At 46.9% G+C, this 24868-nt stretch carries 17 protein-coding genes; 7 read left to right on the top strand and 10 right to left on the bottom strand.

Translation table 11 applies throughout. The features are described 5' to 3' along the window. Positions 1 to 54 precede the first annotated feature (54 nt). The 7 genes from lpxC to KI743_RS18985 all read left to right on the top strand — a co-directional run bounded on the left by lpxC (position 55) and on the right by KI743_RS18985 (position 11535). The gene (lpxC, locus tag KI743_RS19015) at positions 55 to 972 is read left to right on the top strand and encodes a UDP-3-O-acyl-N-acetylglucosamine deacetylase (protein WP_032553123.1); all 918 of its coding nucleotides are present in this window, start codon (positions 55 to 57) and stop codon (positions 970 to 972) included. A gap of 379 nt (positions 973 to 1351) precedes the next feature. After that, entirely contained in the window at positions 1352 to 4078 is a 2727-nt protein-coding gene (gene secA, locus KI743_RS19010) for a preprotein translocase subunit SecA (RefSeq protein ID WP_032553124.1), read from the top strand. Positions 4079 to 4387: 309 nt separating this feature from the next. Beyond that, positions 4388 to 4786 (top strand): 8-oxo-dGTP diphosphatase MutT, encoded by a 399-nt coding sequence (gene mutT, locus KI743_RS19005; RefSeq protein WP_285467758.1) that lies wholly within the window; start codon positions 4388 to 4390, stop codon positions 4784 to 4786. A gap of 89 nt (positions 4787 to 4875) precedes the next feature. Next, on the top strand, positions 4876 to 5700 hold the full coding sequence (gene dapB / locus KI743_RS19000; protein ID WP_285467757.1) for a 4-hydroxy-tetrahydrodipicolinate reductase: 825 nt from the start codon (positions 4876 to 4878) through the stop codon (positions 5698 to 5700). A gap of 482 nt (positions 5701 to 6182) precedes the next feature. Continuing rightward, positions 6183 to 7322 (top strand): glutamine-hydrolyzing carbamoyl-phosphate synthase small subunit, encoded by a 1140-nt coding sequence (carA, locus tag KI743_RS18995; protein ID WP_032553126.1) that lies wholly within the window; start codon positions 6183 to 6185, stop codon positions 7320 to 7322. Positions 7323 to 7338: 16 nt separating this feature from the next. Then, positions 7339 to 10569, top strand: a complete 3231-nt coding sequence (carB, locus tag KI743_RS18990; RefSeq protein WP_285467756.1) for a carbamoyl-phosphate synthase large subunit — start codon at positions 7339 to 7341, stop codon at positions 10567 to 10569. 186 nt (positions 10570 to 10755) lie between these two features. Next, the gene (locus KI743_RS18985) at positions 10756 to 11535 is read left to right on the top strand and encodes a TSUP family transporter (RefSeq protein ID WP_032553128.1); all 780 of its coding nucleotides are present in this window, start codon (positions 10756 to 10758) and stop codon (positions 11533 to 11535) included. Here KI743_RS18985 and KI743_RS18980 read toward each other — a convergent pair. From KI743_RS18980 to KI743_RS18935, 10 genes are all read right to left on the bottom strand, one after another. After that, on the bottom strand, positions 11486 to 12331 hold the full coding sequence (locus tag KI743_RS18980; protein ID WP_285467806.1) for a LysR family transcriptional regulator: 846 nt from the start codon (positions 12329 to 12331) through the stop codon (positions 11486 to 11488). The genes KI743_RS18985 and KI743_RS18980 overlap by 50 nt on opposite strands. A 60-nt stretch (positions 12332 to 12391) precedes the next feature. Beyond that, complete coding sequence (locus KI743_RS18975) at positions 12392 to 12964, bottom strand: flavodoxin family protein (protein ID WP_285467755.1); 573 nt, start codon at positions 12962 to 12964, stop codon at positions 12392 to 12394. Between the two features lie 3 nt (positions 12965 to 12967). Next, positions 12968 to 13381: a VOC family protein gene (locus KI743_RS18970; protein ID WP_285467753.1), complete on the bottom strand. Its 414-nt coding sequence runs from the start codon at positions 13379 to 13381 to the stop codon at positions 12968 to 12970. A 217-nt stretch (positions 13382 to 13598) separates the two neighbouring features. Further along, positions 13599 to 14219 carry a TRIC cation channel family protein gene (locus KI743_RS18965; RefSeq protein ID WP_032553131.1) on the bottom strand — a complete coding sequence of 207 codons (621 nt, stop codon included), beginning with the start codon at positions 14217 to 14219 and terminating at the stop codon, positions 13599 to 13601. Between the two features lie 74 nt (positions 14220 to 14293). Beyond that, positions 14294 to 15115 (bottom strand): vitamin B12 ABC transporter substrate-binding protein BtuF, encoded by an 822-nt coding sequence (gene btuF / locus KI743_RS18960; protein WP_285467805.1) that lies wholly within the window; start codon positions 15113 to 15115, stop codon positions 14294 to 14296. Between the two features lie 28 nt (positions 15116 to 15143). Further along, positions 15144 to 16097: a cobalamin biosynthesis family protein gene (locus tag KI743_RS18955; RefSeq protein WP_285467752.1), complete on the bottom strand. Its 954-nt coding sequence runs from the start codon at positions 16095 to 16097 to the stop codon at positions 15144 to 15146. A gap of 10 nt (positions 16098 to 16107) precedes the next feature. Then, positions 16108 to 16803: a 5'-methylthioadenosine/S-adenosylhomocysteine nucleosidase gene (gene mtnN, locus KI743_RS18950; RefSeq protein ID WP_032553134.1), complete on the bottom strand. Its 696-nt coding sequence runs from the start codon at positions 16801 to 16803 to the stop codon at positions 16108 to 16110. A 114-nt stretch (positions 16804 to 16917) separates the two neighbouring features. Next, a complete protein-coding gene (locus KI743_RS18945) occupies positions 16918 to 17346 on the bottom strand; it encodes a DUF1499 domain-containing protein (protein WP_285467751.1) in 429 nt (142 codons plus the stop codon). Positions 17347 to 17508: 162 nt separating this feature from the next. Continuing rightward, a complete protein-coding gene (locus KI743_RS18940; protein ID WP_285467750.1) occupies positions 17509 to 19266 on the bottom strand; it encodes a sulfite reductase flavoprotein subunit alpha in 1758 nt (585 codons plus the stop codon). Between the two features lie 137 nt (positions 19267 to 19403). Continuing rightward, the gene (locus KI743_RS18935) at positions 19404 to 24854 is read right to left on the bottom strand and encodes a glutamate synthase-related protein (RefSeq protein ID WP_285467749.1); all 5451 of its coding nucleotides are present in this window, start codon (positions 24852 to 24854) and stop codon (positions 19404 to 19406) included. Positions 24855 to 24868 lie beyond the last annotated feature (14 nt).

The raw sequence follows: 24868 nt of genomic DNA, 5'->3' as shown, positions 1-24868 counted from the left end.
TTCGCGGTCGGTAAATACTGGCCGTGATTTGTAGCACTGATAAGAGGCAGGCAGATGATCAGACAACGTACTCTGAAAGAAATTGTGAAAACAACTGGTGTGGGTCTCCACTCTGGTCGTAAAGTCACACTTACTCTTCGCCCGGCAGCTGCAAATACAGGCATTGTATACCGTCGTACCGATGTAAACCCTCCTGTAGATTTCCCAGCTGATCCAGCATCAGTTCGTGACACTATGTTGTGTACAGCGCTTGTAAACGATGCAGGTGTGCGTATTTCAACGGTTGAACACTTGAATGCAGCATTAGCAGGTATGGGTATCGACAACATCATTGTTGAAGTAGATGCTCCTGAGATTCCAATCATGGACGGCAGTTCAAGCCCGTTTGTGTATCTAATCCAGCAAGCTGGTGTGGAAACTCAAAATGCAGCGAAGCGTTTTATTCGTATCAAAAAGCCAGTACGCTTTGAAGACGGTGATAAGTGGGCAGAGTTTGTACCATTTAACGGCTTCCGTATGGACTTCGAGATCGACTTCAACCACCCAGCGATTGAAGCTGATGAGCAGCGTCTTCTGTTTGACTTCTCTTCACAAGGTTTTGTTAAAGAGATTTCTCGCGCTCGTACTTTCGGCTTCATGCGTGACATCGAATACCTACAATCTCAGAACCTAGTTCTAGGTGGTAGCTTTGATAACGCTATCGTGCTTGATGAGTACCGTATTCTTAACGAAGAAGGTCTTCGTTTTGATAACGAGTTTGTAACTCACAAAGTGCTGGATGCGATTGGTGACCTTTACATGTGTGGACACGCTATCATTGGTGAGTTCCGTGCATACAAATCGGGTCACGGCCTAAACAACCAACTTCTACGTGCAGTTCTTGCTGATGCAGAAGCTTGGGAATGGGCAACGTTCGAAGAAGAAGCAGGCTCTCCAGTTGCCTTTGCAGAACCAGGAATGGTTTTAGCGTAAAACTGCAATCAAAGATTTTAAAAACCAGGCAATGCGCCTGGTTTTTTTGTATCTGTAATAAAGCTAAAGTGCGATAAAGCATTGGAATAAGCGTTAGGCTTGCCTTGAGGTTGTTTATTCCATCGGCAATTGGTAATAAAAGTTCAAACCACATCAAACAAATGACCTCATAAATGGTCGTTGAGGTGAAAATTACTTACACTAGATGCCAATAATTTTAACTCAAGCCTTGAAAACTCTACTCTCCAACACAATATCAGAGGTACTAGATTTATCTCAGTATCCTTGGTTCGTAACTAACACTAGTTCACAACTGGTAGAGACTGACGGCATTTAAAATAGATCGCGGACGATCTGAGAACGAAGAGATTCCAAGCACATGATTACTAAGCTGCTGACAAAGGTAATTGGCAGTCGCAATGACAGAACACTGCGCCGCCTTAGAAAGATTGTAAAAGAAATTAATAACTACGAACCAACGTTTGAGGCTCTGTCTGATGAAGAGCTAAAAGCAAAAACTGTTGAGTTCCGTGAGCGCTTAGACAAAGGTGAAACACTAGACCAACTTCTACCAGAAGCATTCGCAACAGTACGTGAAGCATCTAAGCGTGTTTACGGCATGCGTCACTTCGACGTTCAGCTGATTGGTGGTATGGTTCTTAACGCTGGTCAAATCGCAGAGATGCGTACTGGTGAAGGTAAAACACTAACAGCGACTCTACCTGCTTACCTAAACGCACTTCCAAGTAAGGGGGTTCACGTTGTAACGGTGAACGACTACCTAGCGAAGCGTGATGCTGAGACAAACCGTCCTCTATTTGAATTCTTAGGCATGACCGTTGGTGTTAACGTACCAAACATGGCACCACCTGAGAAAAAAGCGGCTTACCAAGCGGATATCCTATACGGAACAAACAACGAATTCGGTTTTGACTACCTACGTGACAACATGGCTTTCCGCGCGGAAGATCGTGTACAACGTGAACGCTTCTTCGCAGTTGTCGATGAGGTGGACTCAATCCTAATCGATGAAGCTCGTACTCCTCTTATTATCTCTGGCCCAGCTGAAGATAGCTCAGATCTTTACACTCGAATCAACACACTGATTCCTCACCTGGAACTTCAAGATAAAGAAGATTCAGAAGAGTACCGTGGTGAAGGTCACTACACCATGGACGAGAAGTCTAAACAGGTTCACCTGACTGAAAACGGTCAAGAATTTGTTGAAGAGCTAATGGTGAAAAATGGTCTAATGGAAGAGGGCGACACGCTTTACTCTCCAACCAACATCAGCCTACTACACCACGTTAATGCAGCATTGCGTGCACACGTATTGTTCGAGAAGAACGTAGACTACATCGTTACTGAAGAGGGCGAAGTGGTTATCGTTGATGAACACACTGGCCGTACTATGCCTGGTCGTCGTTGGTCTGAAGGTCTGCACCAAGCGGTTGAAGCGAAAGAAGGCGTTAAGATTCAGAACGAAAACCAGACTCTGGCTTCGATCACTTTCCAGAACTTCTTCCGTCTATACGAAAAACTGTCAGGTATGACAGGTACGGCAGACACAGAAGCATTCGAATTCCAATCGATCTACGGCTTAGAAACAGTGGTTATCCCAACTAACAAGCCTATGGTTCGTAACGATATGCCTGACGTGGTTTATCGTACTGAAGCTGACAAGTTCAATGCCATCATTGAAGACATCAAAGAGCGTGTTGCTGCAGGTCAACCATCGCTGGTCGGTACGGTTTCTATCGAGAAATCTGAACTGCTATCGAACGCTTTGAAAAAGGCAAAAATTAAGCACAACGTACTGAACGCGAAGTTCCACGAAAAAGAAGCGGAAATCGTAGCGCAAGCAGGTACGCCAGGTGCAGTGACTATCGCAACTAACATGGCTGGTCGTGGTACCGACATCGTGTTAGGTGGTAGCTGGCAAGCAGAAGTTGAAAAACTACAAGATCCAACTCAAGAGCAGATCGACAAGATCAAAGCAGATTGGAAAGTGGTTCATGACAAAGTACTAGAGTCTGGTGGTCTACACATCATCGGTACTGAGCGTCACGAGTCTCGTCGTATCGATAACCAGCTACGTGGTCGTTCTGGTCGTCAAGGTGACGCAGGTTCTTCTCGTTTCTACCTATCAATGGAAGACTCGCTGCTGCGTATCTTTACATCTGACCGTATGGCTGGTCTTATCCAGAGCGGTATGGAAGAGGGTGAAGCTATTGAGTCTAAGATGCTATCTCGCTCTATCGAAAAAGCACAACGTAAAGTTGAAGGTCGCAACTTCGATATCCGTAAACAGCTTCTAGAATACGATGACGTAGCGAACGATCAGCGTAAAGTGGTTTACGAACTGCGTGATGAGCTAATGAGCTCTGAAGACATCAGCGAGATGATTGAACACAACCGTGAAGACGTGTTCACATCGGTTATTGATGAATACATCCCGCCGCAGTCACTAGAAGACATGTGGGATATCCCAGGTCTTCAAGACCGTCTGAAAAACGACTTCGACCTAGACTTTGATATTCAAGGTTGGTTGGACGAAGACGATAAGCTTTACGAGGAAGCGTTACGCGAACGCATCCTAGGCATGGCTGTTGATGTTTACAAACAGAAAGAAGAAGTGGTCGGTGAACAAGTTCTGCGCAACTTCGAGAAGTCTGTCATGCTACAAACTCTTGATGGTTTGTGGAAAGAGCACTTGGCGGCAATGGATCACCTTCGTCAAGGTATTCACCTACGTGGTTATGCACAGAAGAACCCGAAACAAGAGTACAAGCGCGAGTCGTTTGAGCTGTTTGAAGGTCTACTAGAAGTGCTTAAATCTGACGTGATTACTATCCTTTCGAAAGTTCGAGTTCAACAACAAGAAGAAGTAGAGAAGATGGAAGCACAGCGTCAAGCTCAAGCGGAAGAAGCAGCGCGCCGTGCACAAGCTCAACACGCTTCAGCTGAAAACCAACTATCTGATGGCGAAGAGTCAGCAGAAGGGCATCAACCAGTTGTACGTGATGAGCGCAAAGTTGGCCGCAATGAGCCATGTCCATGTGGCAGCGGCAAGAAGTACAAACAGTGTCACGGTAAAATCGCGTAAGTTTAATGAATCGTTGTTGTAGCGCATGATAGCTGCGTTGGTGGTACTCACTTACTATCGTAAGCTCCGTGCCACCGCCTCGCTCTCAGGCACTACAACTTAGCTTCATAAAACTGACAAATAGAATATAAAGAGTCGCTTAGGCGGCTCTTTTTGTATGTGAAAATAATAAGGTTTCGATAGCGTCATCCTCGAGAGTGAGGGACGAGCGAGTCGGGGATCTTTCGAACTAACAAAAGAGCAGATTCCCTATCTAATTCGTTCCTCATTGTAGGGAGTGACGGTAGAGACATAGAAGGAACACCATCAATGAAAAGAATCCATATTGTAGCGGGTATTATCTTCAATCAGGATAAATCGGAAATCTTTATTACTAAGCGTCCGAGTGATAAACACAAAGGCGGCTTTTGGGAGTTTCCAGGCGGCAAGGTTGAAGAGGGCGAAACCATTGAACAAGCCATGGTTCGTGAGCTAGATGAAGAGATCGGAATTACGGTGACAGAGCAGAGCTTGTTTGAACACCTAGAGTTTGATTATCCAGAAAAGTCTCTTAAATTTGATTTCATCTGTGTTACTGCTTTCGATCAGCAGCCTTATGGCAAAGAAGGACAGCAAGGGCAGTGGGTTGCTATTGAAGCATTGCCAAACTACGAATTCCCAGAAGCAAACGTGCCGATTTTACAGCGTGTAGTAAAAGAGTACTCGTAAGGGCTAGCCTGAGTCTGAGATTGTTGTTAGTTTAAAGAGATAGTGAACTTGAGTCGCTCTGCGAATATATGCAGGGGACAAACCAAACAATGGAGATAAATGCAGTGGTAAGAATTGCAATTGCAGGAGCAGCAGGTCGCATGGGCCGTAACTTGGTGAAAGCTACTCACCAAAACAAAAATGCGACGGTTGGTGCTGGTTCAGAGCGCCCAGAGTCATCGCTGGTCGGTGTCGATATCGGTGAGCTGTGTGGTGAAGGTCGTTTTGAGGTTGCCCTAGTTGATGATCTAGCAAAAGTGGTAGAAGAGTTTGACGTGATCGTCGACTTTACTGCGCCTGTCAGCACTCTAGCGAATATTGAACTGTGCAAGAAGCATGGCAAAAAGCTCGTGATTGGTACAACCGGCTTCTCTGAAGAAGAGAAACAAGTGATTGCCGCTGCGTCTAAAGAGATGCCAATTGTTATGGCTCCTAACTACAGTGTTGGTGTGAACCTAGTATTTAAGCTGCTTGAGAAAGCGGCAAAAGTAATGGGTGATTATTGTGATGTTGAAATTGTTGAAGCGCACCACCGTCATAAAGTCGATGCGCCATCAGGCACTGCGATTGGTATGGGCGAAGCGATCGCGGGCGCTATGGGTAATGATCTGAATGACGTTGCGGTTTGGGCTCGTGAAGGCATTACCGGTGAGCGCACTAAAGATGAGATCGGTTTTGCAACCATTCGTGCTGGCGACATCATTGGTGAGCACACAGCAATGTTTGCAGATATCGGTGAGCGTGTCGAAATTACCCACAAAGCAACGGATCGTATGACTTTTGCTAACGGTGCGATCAAGGCGGCGGTTTGGTTGGATAGCAAACCAGCAGGCTTTTATACCATGACAGATGTGCTTGGTTTGAACGAACTGTAAATAGATAATTATGCGCTGGCAATTGCCGGCGCTTTGTTTATTTAGCCAATTCTAATGATAATTAAACTTAACTAAGGTAGTGGAAATACGCTTAGTTTATTGTATTTTTTGTCTTGTTTTGGTTGTTTTTTGTTTGAGTTTGCCTTTATTTCTTGTTTTCGCTTGTTATTTAACGTTTGCGCTTTCTTATCAATATTTCTATCACTCTAACTTAGAGTGAAATGATACCGAGAGTTGAAAAAATCTCAATTTCCCCTCGTCACCCCTGTAAAACTAGTACTTTTGAAGCTTTAAAAGAGAAAGTTGGATAAGTGGCTACAAATGTTTAATTTCTTTTGCGTTAAATGTTGACACAAATCACGGGCATCACTAAAATACCGCCAATTTGTCTAATTTCCATAAACACGCAGTTTTGGGTGTTGCAGGAAGGTAGATTTGCAAATTAAATCAATTTTAATGCATTTTTATTTCTGGAGGTTGTCTTGAAAAAGTCAGCATTGCTAGTCCTAGAAGATGGGACAGTATTCCACGGTGAATCCATTGGCGCAGACGGTTCTGCTGTTGGTGAAGTCGTTTTTAATACCTCGATGACGGGGTACCAAGAAATCCTCACTGATCCTTCCTATTCTCAACAAATTGTAACTCTTACTTACCCTCACATTGGCAATACCGGAACCAATTCCGAAGACGAAGAATCCTCTTCAATCCACGCTCAAGGCCTTGTGATTCGCGATCTCCCTCTTATCGCTTCTAACTTCCGTAATGAACAATCCCTTTCTGATTACCTAAAGTCGCAAAACGTTGTTGGTATCGCTGATATCGATACTCGTAAGCTGACGCGTATTCTTCGCGAGAAGGGTGCTCAAAACGGTTGTATCGTAGCGGGTAACAACATCGACGAGGCTCTAGCGCTGGCTAAGGCTAAAGAATTCCCTGGCCTAAAAGGTATGGACCTTGCGAAAGAAGTTACAACAAAAGAAGCGTATCAATGGAAACAAGGTTCGTGGACGCTTACGGGTGGACTTCCTGAAGCGAAAGCAGACTCAGAATTGCCATATCACGTTGTTGCCTACGACTTCGGTGCAAAACGTAACATCTTGCGCATGCTTGTTGACCGCGGCTGCCGCCTAACAGTTGTTCCAGCTGAAACGTCAGCGGAAGAAGTTCTAGCACTGAACCCAGACGGTGTTTTCCTTTCAAATGGCCCTGGTGACCCAGAACCATGTACTTACGCGATTGAAGCGACAAAAGTATTCCTAGAGAAAGGTCTACCAATCTTCGGTATCTGTCTTGGCCACCAAATCCTAGCGCTAGCTTCTGGTGCTAAGACGGTGAAGATGAAGTTTGGTCACCACGGTGCAAACCACCCAGTTAAAGATTTAGATCGTGATGTTGTGATGATCACTTCACAAAACCACGGTTTTGCTGCAGATGAAGAGACGCTGCCTGAAAACCTACGTGCAACGCACAAGTCGCTATTTGATGGTTCTCTACAAGGTATCCACCGCACAGATAAGCCAGCATTCAGCTTCCAAGGTCACCCAGAAGCGAGCCCAGGTCCAGAAGACGCGGCACCGCTTTTCGACCACTTCATTGAACTAATTAAACAGCACACAGCGTAATTCGGAGTAGTAGACAATGCCAAAACGTACTGACATTAAAAGTATTCTAATTCTAGGTGCTGGCCCGATCGTTATCGGCCAAGCATGTGAGTTCGATTACTCTGGTGCTCAAGCTTGTAAAGCGCTTCGCGAAGAAGGTTACCGAGTTATTCTAGTAAACTCGAACCCAGCGACCATCATGACTGACCCTGATATGGCTGATGCAACTTACATCGAGCCAATCCAATGGGAAGTTGTTCGCAACATCATTGCGAAAGAGAAGCCAGACGCAGTTCTACCTACAATGGGTGGTCAAACGGCTCTTAACTGTGCACTAGATCTTGAGAAGCACGGCGTTCTTGAAGAGTTCGGTGTAGAGATGATTGGTGCAACGGCTGACGCTATCGATAAAGCAGAAGACCGTTCTCGTTTCGATAAGGCGATGAAGTCTATCGGCCTTGAGTGTCCACGTGCTGACACTGCGAAAACCATGGAAGAAGCTTACGCTGTTCTAGATATGGTTGGCTTCCCTTGTATCATCCGTCCATCATTCACTATGGGTGGTACTGGCGGTGGTATCGCATACAACAAAGAAGAGTTCGAAGAGATCTGTCGTCGTGGTTTAGACCTTTCTCCAACAAACGAACTTCTAATCGATGAATCTCTAATCGGTTGGAAAGAGTACGAGATGGAAGTGGTTCGTGACAAAGCGGACAACTGTATCATCGTATGTGCGATTGAAAACTTCGACCCAATGGGTGTCCACACGGGTGACTCAATCACAGTTGCACCAGCACAGACTCTAACAGACAAAGAATACCAACTGATGCGTAACGCATCTCTAGCGGTACTGCGTGAGATTGGTGTTGAAACAGGTGGTTCAAACGTACAGTTTGGTATCAACCCGAAAGATGGCCGCATGGTTATCATCGAGATGAACCCACGTGTATCTCGTTCTTCTGCTCTAGCTTCTAAAGCGACAGGTTTCCCAATCGCTAAGATTGCAGCGAAACTGGCTGTGGGTTACACATTAGATGAACTGCAAAATGACATCACGGGTGGCGCAACACCAGCATCATTCGAACCAACAATCGACTACGTAGTAACTAAGATTCCTCGTTTTAACTTCGAGAAATTTGCAGGTGCTAACGACCGTCTAACGACGCAAATGAAGTCTGTTGGTGAAGTTATGGCTATCGGCCGTAACCAACAAGAATCTCTACAAAAAGCACTTCGCGGCCTAGAAGTTGGCGCGACTGGCTTTGACGAAATGGTTGACCTAGATGCGCCAGACGCACTAACAACAATTCGTCACGAACTAAAAGAAGCGGGCGCAGAGCGAATTTGGTACATCGCGGATGCATTCCGTGCGGGTATGTCAGTAGATGGCGTATTCAACCTAACGCAAATCGATCGCTGGTTCCTAGTTCAAATCGAAGACATCGTGAAGCTTGAGCAAGAGCTAAAAGCAAAAGGCTTCGCTGGTCTAAACAAAGAAGAACTTAACAAGCTGAAGCGTAAAGGTTTTGCTGATGCGCGCCTATCTAAGATTCTAGGTGTAGCGGAAAGCGAAATCCGTCGTCTGCGTGACCAGTACGACATCCACCCAGTGTACAAGCGTGTTGATACGTGTGCGGCTGAGTTCTCTTCTGATACGGCTTACATGTACTCATCTTACGATGACGAATGTGAAGCGAATCCAACAGACAAAGACAAGATCATGATTCTTGGTGGCGGTCCAAACCGTATCGGCCAAGGTATTGAATTTGACTACTGTTGTGTACACGCGTCTCTAGCACTACGTGAAGATGGTTACGAGACTATCATGGTTAACTGTAACCCTGAGACAGTTTCAACAGACTACGATACGTCTGACCGTCTGTACTTCGAACCAGTAACTCTGGAAGATGTACTAGCAATCGCTCGCGTCGAGAAGCCAAAAGGCGTTATCGTTCAGTACGGTGGTCAAACACCTCTTAAACTGGCTCGCGCACTTGAAGCGGCTGGCGTGCCAATCATCGGTACTAGCCCAGATGCAATCGACCGTGCAGAAGACCGTGAGCGCTTCCAAGTTGCTGTTGACCGACTAGGTCTACTTCAGCCAGAGAACGCGACAGTAACAACAATGGAACAAGCGGTAGAGAAATCTCGCGAAATCGGCTTCCCATTGGTTGTACGTCCTTCCTACGTACTGGGTGGTCGTGCGATGGAAATCGTATACGACGAGCAAGACCTACGTCGCTACTTCAACGAAGCGGTAAGCGTATCGAACGAATCTCCAGTACTACTAGATAGCTTCCTAGACGACGCAGTTGAAGTCGATATCGATGCTATCTGTGACGGTGAGCGTGTGGTTATCGGCGGTATCATGGAGCACATCGAGCAAGCGGGTGTTCACTCAGGTGACTCAGCATGTTCTCTTCCTGCATACACGCTAAGCCAAGAAATCCAGGACGTAATGCGTGAGCAAGTTGAAAAGCTAGCATTCGAGCTAGGTGTTCGCGGTCTAATGAACACGCAGTTTGCTGTGAAGAACAACAAAGTATACCTAATCGAGGTGAACCCTCGTGCAGCGCGTACAGTACCGTTTGTATCTAAAGCAACAGGCGCTCCAATCGCTAAGATTGCAGCACGTGTTATGGCGGGTCAATCTTTAGAAGCTCAAGGCTTCACTAAAGAAATCATCCCACCATACTACTCTGTTAAAGAAGTAGTACTACCGTTCAACAAATTCCCTGGTGTTGACCCACTGTTAGGCCCAGAGATGCGCTCTACAGGTGAGGTTATGGGTGTTGGTGCAACGTTCGCAGAAGCATACGCAAAAGCAGAACTAGGCTGTGGCAATGTTTACCCTGAAGGTGGTCGTGCACTACTTTCTGTTCGCGCTGGTGATAAAGAGCGTGTTGTTGACCTAGCATCTAAGCTGTCTAAGCTAGGTTACCAACTAGATGCAACACACGGTACTGCGGTTATCCTAGGCGAAGCGGGCATTAACCCACGTCTAGTGAACAAGGTACACGAAGGTCGTCCTCACATTCTTGACCGTATCAAGAACAACGAGTACACCTACATCGTGAACACTGCAGCTGGCCGTCAAGCGATTGAAGACTCTAAAGTACTTCGTCGTGGTGCTCTAGCAGAGAAAGTGAACTACACCACAACGCTAAACGCAGCGTTTGCAACGTGTATGGCTCACACAGCTGACGCGAAAACAACGGTAACTTCAGTACAAGAGCTACACGCTCAGGTTAAAGCTTCTGAAGCATAATCGTTGTTAAACGGATATAAATGTCGCAAAGGCCGCTCAATTGAGCGGCCTTTTTTATGTGAGGTGTACGAACTAAGAGCGTGAAAGTAACGATGAAAAAATGGAATAGGTCACTGTCTTGTGTTTCGTTGTTTTCATTTTTATTTCAGTGGTAATTTGTGCTCTCAACGTTAAGGAGTGAGACACATGGACATTACCATTGAGATTCTAGCCATCTTGTTTTTTGTGGCGACAGCTGCAGGCTTTATTGATGCGATGGCTGGTGGTGGTGGACTGTTGACACTCCCAGCGCTTCTGGCCGCAGGCGTTCCGCCGACACAAGCTCTAGCAACTAATAAGCTTCAAAGCTCTTTCGGCAGCTTTTCCGCAAGCTGGTACTTCGTGCGTAACGGTATCGTGAGTATCAAGGAGATGCGTTTCGCCATCTTGTGTACCTTCATTGGCTCCGCGATTGGAGCCGAGTTAGTCCAATACATCGATGCAAGTTTGCTCACTAGCTTGATCCCACTGCTACTGATTGCGATCTCACTCTATTTCCTGTTAGCCCCACAAACTAAGACCAGCGAAGGGAAGCAACGTATCTCGGAGGCGATGTTTGCGCTGTGTGTTGGTGGTGGTGTGGGCTTTTATGATGGCTTCTTTGGACCGGGTACCGGTTCTATCTTCACGGTCTGCTTTGTCGCAATTGGTCACTTCTCTTTAGTTGACGCGACCGCGCGTACCAAAGTGTTGAACTTTACATCGAATATTGCCGCACTGATCTTCTTCATTATTGCTGGCCTACCAATTTGGGAACTCGGTTTAGTGATGGCTGTTGGTGGCTTTATTGGTGCACAATTAGGTGCCAAGGTAGTAGTGACTAAAGGACAAAAGTGGATTCGTCCTTTGGTGATTGTGATGTCAATGTTGATGGCTTCTAAACTGCTTTGGGAACAGCATCAACAATGGATTCTATCAGTGCTTTAACTCGCGGTGACTGGTAGCTATTTGGTCGCACACAGATGTGAATCGGGCGAATCAAATTTTTGAGCTCTTCAAAACTAAACAGATGCTGAGGGGTAATATTGAGGGTTTTGACGATTGATAGAGGAATCAGTGCAGGGCCTGTTCCACCAAGCGCCAGCTGTGCGGCTGCGGTATAAGCATCCATCTCCATTAGCGGCTTAACACCGAACTTCTCAAGCACCGATAATTGATAGCTATTGGCTGGGTTGGTCATGTCATTAGTGATGACACGCTCTGGTAGACATTCTAATTGTGTTGAACTCACAATGTAGAATGGCTCGTCGAAAAGATGAAAGGTCATCAACCCGTGATGAGGGGGAAGTACCCCGGCACACAACCCCAGAGTCGCTTTCCCTGATTGCACTCGTTCGATGATCCGTGGTGTGTGGTTGGTGGTGATGGTGATGTATTTATCATGTTGGATAAAGTCGCCCATCATCTTACCTAAGTAGCCGGCAATCAGTGATTTAGAGCTATCTAAGGTGATTAGCGTGGTGTCTTCTAGCTCTTGCTGTTCATAAATAAGTCCGCGTAATTCATTAAACGCAGGGCCGATACTCTCGATAAGAGCTACGCCATCAGGAGAGAGTTTAATCTGTCGCCCATTGGGTTCGATCAGCTTTTTACCTAACTTCTTTTCTAAATTAGCAATGCGTTTGCTGACTGCAGATTGACTGATGTACAACAAGCTACCAGTGCGGCTCATGGTTTTTGCTTTGCTGAGCACCAGCAGTGTTTCAATACCTTCAAGTAGCATAGGGTTATTGATGAAAGTTGGGAATAATACCCCCAACTTATCTCAATCAGACCTTGGGCTCTACTCTTTACTTGTCAGTTCTTGAACTAGCGTTGCGATTCTGCTGCCGTAATATCGAGCAGTGAGTAGGTCATTGCCATTAACGCTCTCCTCCCCATCATCGATACTCGACACCAAACCGATGTTAGAGCCTGTACGGTTGAGGCCTAAATCATCGGTATGCTTAGAGGCATCAAGTCCAATCCATAACATTCCATGCTGACACGCCAGTGTGAAGAAACTCAATAGTGTTTGTTGTTGCTCTCCATTGAGACTGCCGCCCGTGGTAAAGCCTGCGGCGAATTTATTGCGCCAAGCTTTAGCACAGTAGGGCTCACTGCTGGCGTCCATAAATGCCTTAAATTGCGCCGCTGGGCTACCCATGTAAGTTGGGGAGCCAAATACAATCGCATCGCACTCTCCAAGTTGCTCGAGCTTTTGTTCGTTGATGTAGCGACCCTCTACAATTTCACTGGGTAACACCTCAATCATGGTGATAGATTGAGATTGAGCCTCGACACCCTCGGCGAGGGCATGGGCGACAGCTTTCGTTGCACCACACTTAGAGAAGAAAACAATACCGATCTGATTCATTATTTAATCCTCGTAGCGATTTTTGTTTTCAGCATCCTGAGTAAGGTACTCAATGAACTCCCACTCAACACCGCTTGCATCGTAAAAATAGACGCGCTTGCGAAACGGGTTGTCCTCTCCGATATCGTTCTGTTCATAACCAGCAGCTAATAAGCGCTTCTGAACATGCTCAACGTCATCAACAACGATACCAATGTGATTGATGCCAACGTCTAGATAAGGGGAGCGATCGGTTTTCTCTCTTGCAACGACCTCTTGAAGTGCAATGTAGCTGTCGTCAGTACCGATATGGCACCAGCGATAATTTGTTTGTCCACGGTGGCGCTCTTTAAATTCAGGGATCGCGGTTTGGATAAATTGGACGGCGTCATCAATGTTACTGACGGTGATATTTGCGTGTTCAACATAAGCCTGCATGGGAACCTCCAGTGTTCTCTAATTAGTAAATAAATAACTTTATAAAGATATTTGTTTACTAATATAGTTCAAAAAATGACTAAGTAAATAAAAAACTTTATTTAATCTGCTTTTGTTTTGCTAAGAGCAAGTTTGAGTGACGGAAGAGGATCGACAGGCACAAAAAAGGCTCCGGAGAGCCTTTGATTTTTGTTATGAGGTTCAAGCGCTTAGAGCACTATTTGTTGAGGGCAAATGTTGGCAGAGATAGGTGCCATCGAATTGCTCCTAGACGAATCAATAGGGTAGAGAAGACACCGGCTAGGAAAGCTGTCTCGGAGTCTTGTCCCATGCTAAGAGCCGTTGTGTGGAATACACCACCGATGATACATGCTGTGGCGTACACTTCGCTTCGTAGGATCATTGGTACTTCTCGAGCCAGTACATCGCGGATAATACCGCCGCCACAGCCAGTAATCACACCCATGATTATCGCAACCAGTGCAGAGTCTTGATAGCTCAACGATTTATCTACACCAATGCCAACAAACACAGCCAAACCGATAGCATCACATACAGGCAGGATCCACCATGGGAGACGTTTCGGACGTCTTACGATGATCATTGTCAGCAGACAGGTAATAAGAATAACCCACAGATAGGTGGTATCGGTGATCCAGAATACGGGAGTAGCACCCAACGCCATATCGCGAATAGTACCACCACCAATAGCAGTCACACTGCCTAGAACGGCGACCCCAAATGGGTCCATTTTCAAGCGGCCAGCGACAAATACGCCAGAGATGGCAAAAATAGCCGTACCGAATAAGTCGATAAAGTAAAGCAGCATGGAGTCCATGATACTGATGCTCTTAAAGTTTAAATTGTAGGGACAGGTATACGGCGAATTGTACGAAAAATCGCATCAAATAGTTAGCGATTTTGACGTGCTTTATCAAAGTAATCGCACACCTGTTGGATAGCTTGTAGTGTTCGTGTTGTAGGGCGGTTTATCCAGTCAGAATTGAGTGACCAAATCTGCTCTTTTTCAACTGCTGGGATTTCATCACCCCAATCGCTCCACATGGTGCCGTTCTCAATGGCATGGCGAGAGGTGAAGATAACCTCAGGCTTTTTCAATACCACTTGTTCAATGCTCACTTGTGGGTAAGAGGTCGCAGCGTCTTCGAAAATGTTTTGGCCGCCACAGAAATCAAAGACTTCACTCGGCCAGTGACCTTGTGCGACAGTGATGATCGGTTTCTCACTCAACTGGTAGAAGTATTGAACTGGCTCGGCGTCTTGATACTTAGCCCTGAGCTGCTCAAGCTGTTCTCGATAAGCTTTGGCGTTGCTGAGTCCAACGTCAGGGTTGCTAGAATATTGACTGAGGTGCTCAATATTACTGGCGATGCTGTCTAGGCTCTTGGTTTGTGAGTAGTAGATCTCTAAGCCAAATTGTTTGAGCTTCGCAAGCTCTCTCGGTGGATTGCCTGCGGGCCAAGCCAGAATCAGATCGGGTTGAAGCGCGATGATCTTTTCGACCTTTATCCCTTGATAGTTGGCAACCTTGGGCAGCTTATCAGCTTCGGGCGGGTAGTCGCTTCTTTCGCTCACTGCAATCAAGTTGTCACCAAGTCCTGCACTGTAAGCCAACTCTGTGGCGTGCGGGGCAAGACTAACGACACGCTTTGCTTCGCTATGAGTTTCTGCCTGTGCATTGGATTGCCATAAACAGAGTGAAAGTGCAGAGATAGCTGCACAAGAGAAAGAAAACTTCACATTAAATCCCTTGGTGAATAATCAGTAATAGAGCACTTTGAATCAGTAGCCACGCCAATATCCGCCAAGCGAGCATTTTTTGCAGTTGGGCTAAGTGCAGCGCTGATGGTGCAATTCGACCACCCAATTTGGCTCTTACCGCTTTAACGTTGTCATAGATTGCTGGACCACCCAGGGATAGTTCGAGTTTATTGCCCGCTGAAGTGATAAGCCAAGCAGGGCCTGGCAGTGGCCAAGAACGACTCTGAGTCAGCATCATCGAGAAGGTATTACTTGCGTTGCGCCCAACCACAATCATCAAGGCAAACAGTCGTAATGGAATAAACTCTAGAACCGCGACAACTTTCACTACGCTGGAACCAAATGGAGCAAAGCGTTGTCGGCTTGGTGACCAAGCGCGCGCTAACTCTGCGGTCAAACGATACATGAGCGCCGCAATGCCTCCACCAATGGCGTACCAAAAGAGCACGCAGATGACGTTGCGACCGTAACCCATAATCAGAGTTTCGGCAGAGGCTTTTCCAAGTCCCAATGTAGACAGGGTATCGGTTTGGCGATTAACCACAGGCGCGAGCAGTTTGCGTGCTTGCGGCTTATTATCCCGACTGAGTGCGCGAATCAGTTGGCTTGCAAGCTTCTCGTTGTTGCGCCAATCGATGGCAAGCAACAGAAGGGCAAGTTCAAATAGTTGCGGCTGCCACATCAGAGGCTTGAGGGCGATAAGCAGAATGAGAGCAGGAAAACACATCAACAGCCAAGCTAAGGTTCCAGAGATTAAGCTCTGCGAGTAGTTGCGATTGTTGTTTACCTTGTCAGCGAGCAGTTCAGCGAACTTGTGCCAGAGAGTCACTGGGTGAGCGCTGTGAGGAATCGGTAAGATTAAATGAAAGAGCAGAGCCCCCCACATAACGAGGAGCACGCCATTTGCAAATACCTGATTAAACAGTGTTTGCATCTTGAGTGACTTATTTAAGTAGGTCTACCATCTTAATCACCATCTCAGAAGAACTCTTCGCTGCTAGCGGTAGGAACTCTTCAAAGCTCATTGGTGACTCTTTGTCTGCTACGTCAGAAATTGCGCGAACGACAACAAACGGTACTTCGAATTGGTGACAAGCTTGTGCGATTGCAGATGCTTCCATCTCAACCGCTACTACAGATGGGAAGTGCTTGCGGATGAACTCTTGGCGTTCAGCCGTGCAAACGAAAGCATCACCAGTACAGATTAGGCCGCGCACTGCGTGTGTGTCTTCCATTTGTGCTAGTGCTTTCTCAGCAACGTCCATTAGCTTTGCATCTGCTTGGAATGCCGCTGGTTGACCTGCCATTTGGCCGATCTCGTAACCAAACGCTGTCACGTCTGCATCGTGGTGACGAACTTCAGTAGAGATAACCACATCGCCTAGGTTAAGTGTTGAATCAAAACCGCCTGCAGAGCCAGTGTTTAAAACCACGTCTGGTTGATATTCGCTTAGTAGGATAGAAGTACCTACCGCAGCCGCTACCTTACCAATGCCAGATTGCAGTAACACAACATCAACACCATTTAACTGACCTGAGAAAAAGGTACAGCCGCCTTTTTTCACTTCTGTCATCTCTGTGATTGCTGATTTTAGGATCGCAACTTCTTGCTCCATTGCGCCAATGATGCCGATTTTCATGTGTAGTCTCTTAATAAGGTTGTTTTTACAATAGGGTGAAATTGTAGCATGGAAGAGAAGCATCAAGCGACAGCACTTGTGTACTTCTCTTCGGTATCACAACTGCTGGTATGATTACTCAATCAGCCCAGCTTTTGTCAGCTCTGCTCGTAAGGTATCCACGCGTTTGCGGTTCACGCCAAAATCCGAATGACCGGTACGAGACTCTGAACGAACCAAAAGGTTATTGCCTTCAACTTTGAGTTCTAAGTCATCGACAAAACGCATGATCTTGCTGGTAAATTCGACACGTAAGTAATCGTCATTCTTTACGGCTGTTTTGGTTCTAGGCTGTTGTAAGATGACCGCTTCAATCTGAGACAGGCTGACGCCATCAGCGAGAGTAAATGGAGCAATGCTGTGTTGCTCACGAGTGTCTTGAGTTGAGACACAGTTAGGCTTGTCGCCACATGGGTTTTTGGTTCTGTCTTCCATTGTTTGATTTCCTTGGCTACAGCCTGCGAGGCCGATAATAAGGGTGGAGAGCAAGACGACTTTTTTCATTGTTTTTTCCTTTGTCTTTAATGGGAGTATACGGCTTACCCCATTGATGATCGTCATAATACTAAGGGTTAATTATATGACTTAAAAAGGAAAAAGGATCCCTAATGAGATCCTTTTATTTTTAATATGTTAGCTAGAACTTAAAGACCTATGGCAAAAGACCTAGTAAACATCACGGACGTAGCGTTTCTGCTTTTTGAGCTGATTGACGTACGCTTTAGCGCCATCGTCATCGAGACCACCATGCTCAGCAACAATCTCATGCAGTGCTTTGTCGACGTCTTTTGCCATGTAGTAAGCATCGCCACAGACAAAGAAGTACCCGCCACGCTCTAGCCAAGCAAATAGCTCAGCGCCGCTGTCGCGCATCTTATCTTGTACATACACCTTCTGTTCTTGGTCACGTGAGAACGCGAGATCAAGTCGAGTCAGTACCTCTTTTTGCTGTAAAGCTTCGATCTCTTCTTGGTAGATATAATCGGTAGCGCTATTGCGGTCACCAAAGATCAACCAGTTGTCACCAGGAGACGCTTGCACCTCACGCTCTTCAAGGAAGGCGCGGAATGGCGCGATACCTGTCCCTGGACCTACCATAATCATTGGCGCTTTATCATCTTCAGGAACTGCAAAGTTTTTGTTTGGTGCAAAGTAGCAAGGGACTTTCTTACCCTCTTCAACGAGGTCTGCAAGCCATGTCGAACAAGTACCGTTGTAGTCTCGTTCACCATTGTTATAACGCACGCTGCCAATGGTGAGGTGAACTTCATCGTTATGTTTGTTTAAGCTTGATGAGATCGAGTAAGCGCGTGGTGCAATTGGTCTTAGCAAAGATAAAATCTCAGCCAGTGACAACGACAAGGTTGGATAAGCTTTTACAAGATCGAGGATATCTTTACCCCATAGGAAGTCGTTCAGTGCACTGGTATCGTCACTGCCTAGCATCTGGATTACTCGGTGATCGCTGGCTGCTTCTGCAAGAGCTTTGACTAGCTCTTTTGATGGCGTTCGGATATCTAGGTAACTGGTGAACAGCTCACGCAAGCTGTGGTTTTCGCCATTCCATGATGGTTTCTCATCACCGCTGAACTGGAAGTGATCGAGTAGCGCGCTCACTAGCTCAGGTTGGTTTTCTGGGATCACATTAAGAGCATCACCCGGTTTGTAGAACTCGCCTGAGCCCTCTAGTGAAAGCTCATAGTGTACGATCTCTTTACTTGAGCCTTGTTTGGTCAGCACACGCTTATGTTTAAGTGTTGCTTGCAGAGGGTTCTTACGACCGTACTTGGATTTCTGCTTTGCTGCCGGTGATGAGCCAGATACCGCTTCGCTATCCGCACCCTGTGCTGCGATAGCTGGTAGGGTAGCGATCATCCACTCTTCTGCAGGTTGTTCAAAGTCGATGTCACAGTCGACACGGTCAGTCACGCGAGTTGCCCCAAGCTCAACCAATCGCTCATCCCACTCTTTACCTGCCAAACAGAAATCGTCATAGCTGGTGTCACCCAGAGCCAGAACCGAGAAGTAGGTATTACTAAGTTGAGGTGCATTGTCACTGCTCATGGTTTCCCACAGTGTCTCTGCATTATCTGGGTGTTCACCCTCACCGTAGGTACTGGTGACAATCAGAATACGCGATGACTTAACAAAGACTTGCGCGTCAACGTCATCCATATCTTGAACAGTTGCAGTTAAGCCGTACTCTTTGGCTTTCTCTGCAGTGTCATAGGCAACGCTCTCTGCGTTACCTGTTTGTGAACCATAGAGGATGGTTAGTCCTTTTACTTGAGGCTTAGACTCCGCATGTACAACGGACTCTTCTTTAACCAAAAGGCGTGAATGAAGGCCTGAAAAGAAGCCCGCCAACCAAGTCTTTTGGTCTTCATTAAATGGTATATCTTGTGGCAAATGAGGTACTTTCATTTTTCTTCCTATTTAATACTTTGCCTGTCCTTAGGCGATAATACTCGTCATATTTGAATCTACAGCGTTGTTAACTGCTCACGTTCACCCTAATCACATAACAAAACTATGCTCATAGGGCTGAACGTGCTTGTTGCCTAACTGTAGACCCAATTATTTTGAGTATGGGCTTCTTGTTCTGCTTGTTCGATCTGCTCACGGATCACATCGGCAAAGGTATAGCAGTAAAGCGTTGCTAGGCGCTGATTGATTGGCTCAATCGCTTTCATCTCTTTGCTGATATCTTGTTCTCTTGCCATGATCCACACAGTTGTGCCGCGGCTGTGGGTATCCCACACATCGCGTCTCTCGAGTGAAGCCTTGTAGTCTTGAATGCGTTTATTCGCGAGCAGTACTGAAAGTTCATCGTCGCTGTAGTTCGAGACCGCTTCCTTAACATCTTTAAGCAGTTGGTCGTAGAGCTTTTTATCTTTCAGCTCAAACATTCGTTGGATCACTTGAGCATTACCGGCGCTGTTTTTAGCGAGTTGATGAGCTCGATGCAGCACGCCACTGTGGGTTAATAGATCACAGATGAGCGGTGTATCCATATCGCCATATTGTGGGCTCAATCCATTAGACAGAGCCTTTTGATCACGGTAGGCAAAGTGCACCGCTTCGATCAGGTTATTGGCTTGGCCTTGGATGAGCTCTTCCAGCATCTGCTTACGCGTGTGAGAGGTCAGAATACTCTCTGGATGTTGGCTGTGTAATAGAGCAAATGGAACTACAAGCGTGAACAAGGTGCGACTGGTCGGCCAATCTTTGAGGATACGCTGCGCCTTGAGTGAACCAGTAAAGCGAACGTGCTGTTCTAGGTGCCACTTAAGTGCTTCTTCGTATCCCGGGTTTTGTTCAATCAATGGCACTGTGAGTACTGAGTCGGCGCTGCAGCTATTTACGAATTGACCATCGATGTCGTACTGGTAAGCAATACCACCAGACATGCCGTTGCCGAAGCCTTTACCAAAGCCTCCAAGGTTGATCACTGAGCCGTTAGTCATGTATTCACAACAGAAGTCACCAACCCCCTCAACGACAGCAACAGCACCAGAGTTACGTACTGCAAAACGGTCGCCCGCTTCGCCTTGAACAAAGGCTTGGCCGCCAGTTGCGCCAAACAGTGCAAAGTTGCCGATAAGGACGTTGTTGCCTGCTTTCAGTTTACGTTGACTTGGCGAGCGAACCACAATATGACCGCCACTTGAGCCTTTACCGACACCGTCGTTACAGGTACCAGTGTGCTCCATGACCAGACCGCTGTTATTAAATGCAGCGTAACTTTGACCTGCACTGCCGTGGCTTTTGACAACGATAGACTCGGCATCAAAGAAACGACGACCATTAGCCGCTGTGAGTGTTGCTGGGTGTTGTTGCGCCTTGCTTTGGTAGTTCAGGGCACGCTCGATGTCGATTGAGAGTTGACCACCTGTTGATTTGTTGCGGTTATTGAGCTTACCCGCATCCAGAACAATATTGCGCTCTTCTTGTTCAAAGTAGTCAGCGAGTAACTGTTCAATAAGGTTGTCATCTGGCGTGAAGTCAGCTTCTAGATAAACGGGTTTCGCAACCTTAACAAGGTCGACTTCTCGCAGTAGGCCAGTGACATTGAGCTTACCAACAATGCTGTGGTGGTTAGCAAGGTGAAGCAGCTCACTCTTACCACGGATCTCTTGCAAGCTGCTGTAGCCGAGGCGAGCCAAGATCTCACGAACCTCGTGGGCAACGTTTAGGAAGTATTGAGCAAGGGCTCTTGGATCGCCTTGGTACAACTCTGGGTTGGTCGTCAGGCCGGCCGGACATTTAACATTACAGTTCTTAGCCATTACACACTTGAGCATCATCAGTGCTGTGGTACCGAACTCGAACGAGTCACCACCCATGATGGCAGACTTAATCACGTCGATACCGGTTTGGTGTGCGTTTGAACAACGCAGTGTGACCTTATCGCGCAGGCCATTTTCACTTAGAGCTTGATGCACCTCGGCGATACCGATTTCTGCAGCTCGGCCAGTATTCTTCAAACTGGTTACGGCAGCAGCACCTGTACCACCTGTGTTACCTGCTACGTTGATGATGTCTGCGCCAGCTTTGGCGACACCAACGGCGATGGTACCAATACCTTCAGACGATACGAGCTTAACGATCACGCGTACACGTGCGGCTTTAGCGTCATGGATCAGCTGACCTAAATCCTCTATCGAGTAGGTATCATGGTGGGGCGGTGGACTGACAAGTTCCACGCCCGGAGTACCACCACGCGCAGCGGCAATTTCTACCGTTACTTTTGGTGATGGCAGCTGACCACCTTCACCCGGTTTTGCCCCTTGCGCGATCTTGATTTCGATCTCTTCAAGCTGCGGGTCTGCAAGGTAGCCGACCCAAACACCGAAACGACCTGAAGCAAACTGTTTAATTTTGCTCGATTTGATGGAGTTAAAGCGAGAAGAGTGTTCACCGCCTTCGCCCGAGTTACTCATCGCGCCAGCGATGTTAGTGCCTTGCGCTACGGCTTGGTGAGCGTTGGCATTGAGGGCACCGTGACTCATTGCGCCAGAAGCAAAGGCTGGCGTAATAAGGTGAGCGGGTTCGACTTGCTCAAGGGCAATTGGCTGCTTTGTCGTCTTAACGCGAGATAAGAAGGATTCAAGAACGGGCTTAGCAGTGAGCTCGACGGTTTCATTGACGACTGCGACATGTTCAATCTTTTCTGACCAAGTGGTCTCAATCGCAATTCGTAGTGAGTTAACCAGCTCTCGGTTGTTGAGTGTCAGAACGAAGTGATTCGCGACGTCTGAAGAAGCTTGCACCTCTAGCCCTGACCACAAGTAATTGACGTTGCCTTCAAAATGGAAGCGGTCGAGGAGGTGAGAGAACTCATCGGCACTTTGCGCCAGATTGAAGTTCAGAGGCAGCAGCAAGATATCACGCAGTGTTGCAGGGCGAGTTTCACGTTCACGATACAAGTTATCAGCAAAGGCGCGATAAGCAGGTGTTACTTGGAACTTATCGATCTCTTCAGGGCTGAGTTTCTCATAACCTCTCTGCTTGTACGCAACGTCTTCGCTAGTGGCGACGGTGGATTCAAGCGCTTGTTCAGCAACTGGATCAACGTAGCGCACCTCTTCCTGCGTCATGTTGATGTATTCACGAACCGCGGTATTACCGAAGCTGTGGCCCGCGCCATCTTGACGTTCTTTAAACAGACCTAGTAACGGGATCTGATTTTCTTCGTTGATCGCTAGGGCTTTAAAGTGCCACTTTGCAGAGCTCCACGCGAGATCATCAAATTGTGCACCGCCAACTGGCGAGCTGATATTCGGGAAGAAACTGTTGAGTTGTTCTGAATCGGTATCCAGGAAGTTAGACTCGAAGAACTCACCACCGATATAACTCTCTACCGTACAAAGGCCAAATTTACCCATGGTCTTCATCAGCGATTTTTCGCAGGCTTTTTGGAAGTTCTTTAAGCCTTGCTCAATCGATTGGTTGTTACACAGCGTTTTGGCGCGGTGGTAGACAGAGATAGGGCAGACGGCTGAGATACCAAAACCTAATAGGCAGGCGATGTCATGGCTACTTGCTGCCTGACCCGTTTGGTAAATCACGCTGGCATCGAAACGCAGACCGCGTTTAATAAGTCTTTGGTTGACGGCAGTGGCGACAAGAATCGCTGGCAGTGCAGCTTTGCCATTGCCAATTTGTTTATCGCTCAGCACCACAATATTGGTGCCGTTCTCAACCGAAGCCTGAATCTGGTCACAGAGTTCAACAAGCGCTTCAGCAACGCGCGCGGAATTATCTTCCCTGCTATTTAATGTTGGATTGAAAAGAGCATCAAATGTTTCAACTTTGATTCGATCTTGCGAGAAAACTTGTTCAAGTTGTTGAGGTTGTAGAATTGGCGAGTTGAGAACCAGTTGTACGGTTTCGCTTGGGCTGAAATTAGGCTTCGCACCAAGAGCGACACGCAGCGTCATACCATCCGATTCGCGTAAAGAGTCGAGAGGCGGGTTGGTGACCTGTGCAAAACGTTGGCTGAAGTACTTGGACATGCCGCCTTCTTCATCGGTCAGCACGTTTGGTGCTAGGCCAAAGCCCATCGCCGTGATCTTCTCAGCACCGTACTCGATCATAGGATCGAGGAAGAATTTAAAGCTCTCTTGGTTTAGAGAGTAGGCCACATGACGACTGTAGGCGCTGAAGTTTTCGTTCTCAGTAACGCTATCTAAAGATGCCGTCTCAAGGTCGCTAAGGGTAATACGAGCTGACTCAAGTAGAGCGCTATAGTTACGCTCTTTAGCAAGAGTTTCGAGGATCTCGTTGGTCTCGTAGCTACGACCTGTAGCGTGATCGAAGTAGATCATGCCACCAGCTTGAATTCGTCCAAAGCGCACAATCTCTTCTGCAGGAAAGTCGATCTGACCGGCTTCACTCATCACTGCAAGGTAGCGGTCTGTTTCAACACTACGCAGTGGACGCAGGCCTAGTCGGTCTAATCGAGCTCCGACTTTTTGGCCATCGGAGAAAATGAGCGCTGCTGGACCATCGTTTTTCTCTTCAGAAAGACTGAAGTACTCAAGCATCGCTTTCACTTCAGGAGAGAGACGCTCATCGTTTTCCCATGCTGGTGGCATCATCGCCAATACAGCGGTAACAATGTCTAGCTCATCTTCAACCACGCGGCGCGCCAGTGTTTGGTCGAGTCGAGCTGAGTCTGATTGACCTTTTGGAAAGATTACTCGCTTCTGTTGTTGGCGTGCGATGGCATCTTCACTGAGTCGGTTTTTCTTGTCCGTGTTCAATTCACCGTTGTGCGCCATACGACGGAAAGGCTGAGCCATCATGGTAGCTGGCGCAGTGTTGGTTGAAAAACGTGTGTGGAAGAATAGGGTCGTGATGTGGTGCTCAGGGTGGCTAAGATCACTAAAATACGGTACGACTTCCCATGAGTTTAGACGTCCTTTGTAAACCTGAGTTTTTGAACTCATCGACAGTGGATAGAAACCAGATAGAGCATCATCGGTGAAGCCTACAGATTCAATTTCACCCAACGCTAGGTTGATCTGATGTTCGAAAAGATCTGCGTTGCGAGACAAGTCACCATTTAAAAATACCACTTGCTGGATCGATTGCTGAACTTGACGTGACGCATCGTTAACCGCAGATGGGTCGATAGGGACCTCTCGCCATAGCGCAATATCCAGTTGATACTTAGATAGATTTTCTTCTATGAGTTGTTTTGCTTGAGCATGGTGTTCACGATTGAAAGGAAAGAAGAAGTTCGCAACACCAAAGTCGCCAGACTCAAGGTTTGAGGACTTGAGTAGATGGCGATAAAAGTTAATCGACAGGTCAATGTTGACCCCAGCGCCATCACCAATACCTTCTGCATTCATACCTCCACGATGTGGAATAGTACACAGAGCTTGGTGGGCCAGAGACAGCAGTTGATGGGTTTGTTCACCAGTTTTATCGGTGATGAAGCCCACCCCACAGCTGGAGTGTTCATGCTCGCGGTCATAAAGCGAGCGATATTCCTGATTCATTCGATCATTTCCTT

It is taken from the genome of Vibrio sp. D420a (assembly GCF_030248625.1).
GTDB lineage: Bacteria > Pseudomonadota > Gammaproteobacteria > Enterobacterales > Vibrionaceae > Vibrio > Vibrio fortis_A.
This window is presented reverse-complemented; position numbering and strand designations above follow the sequence as displayed.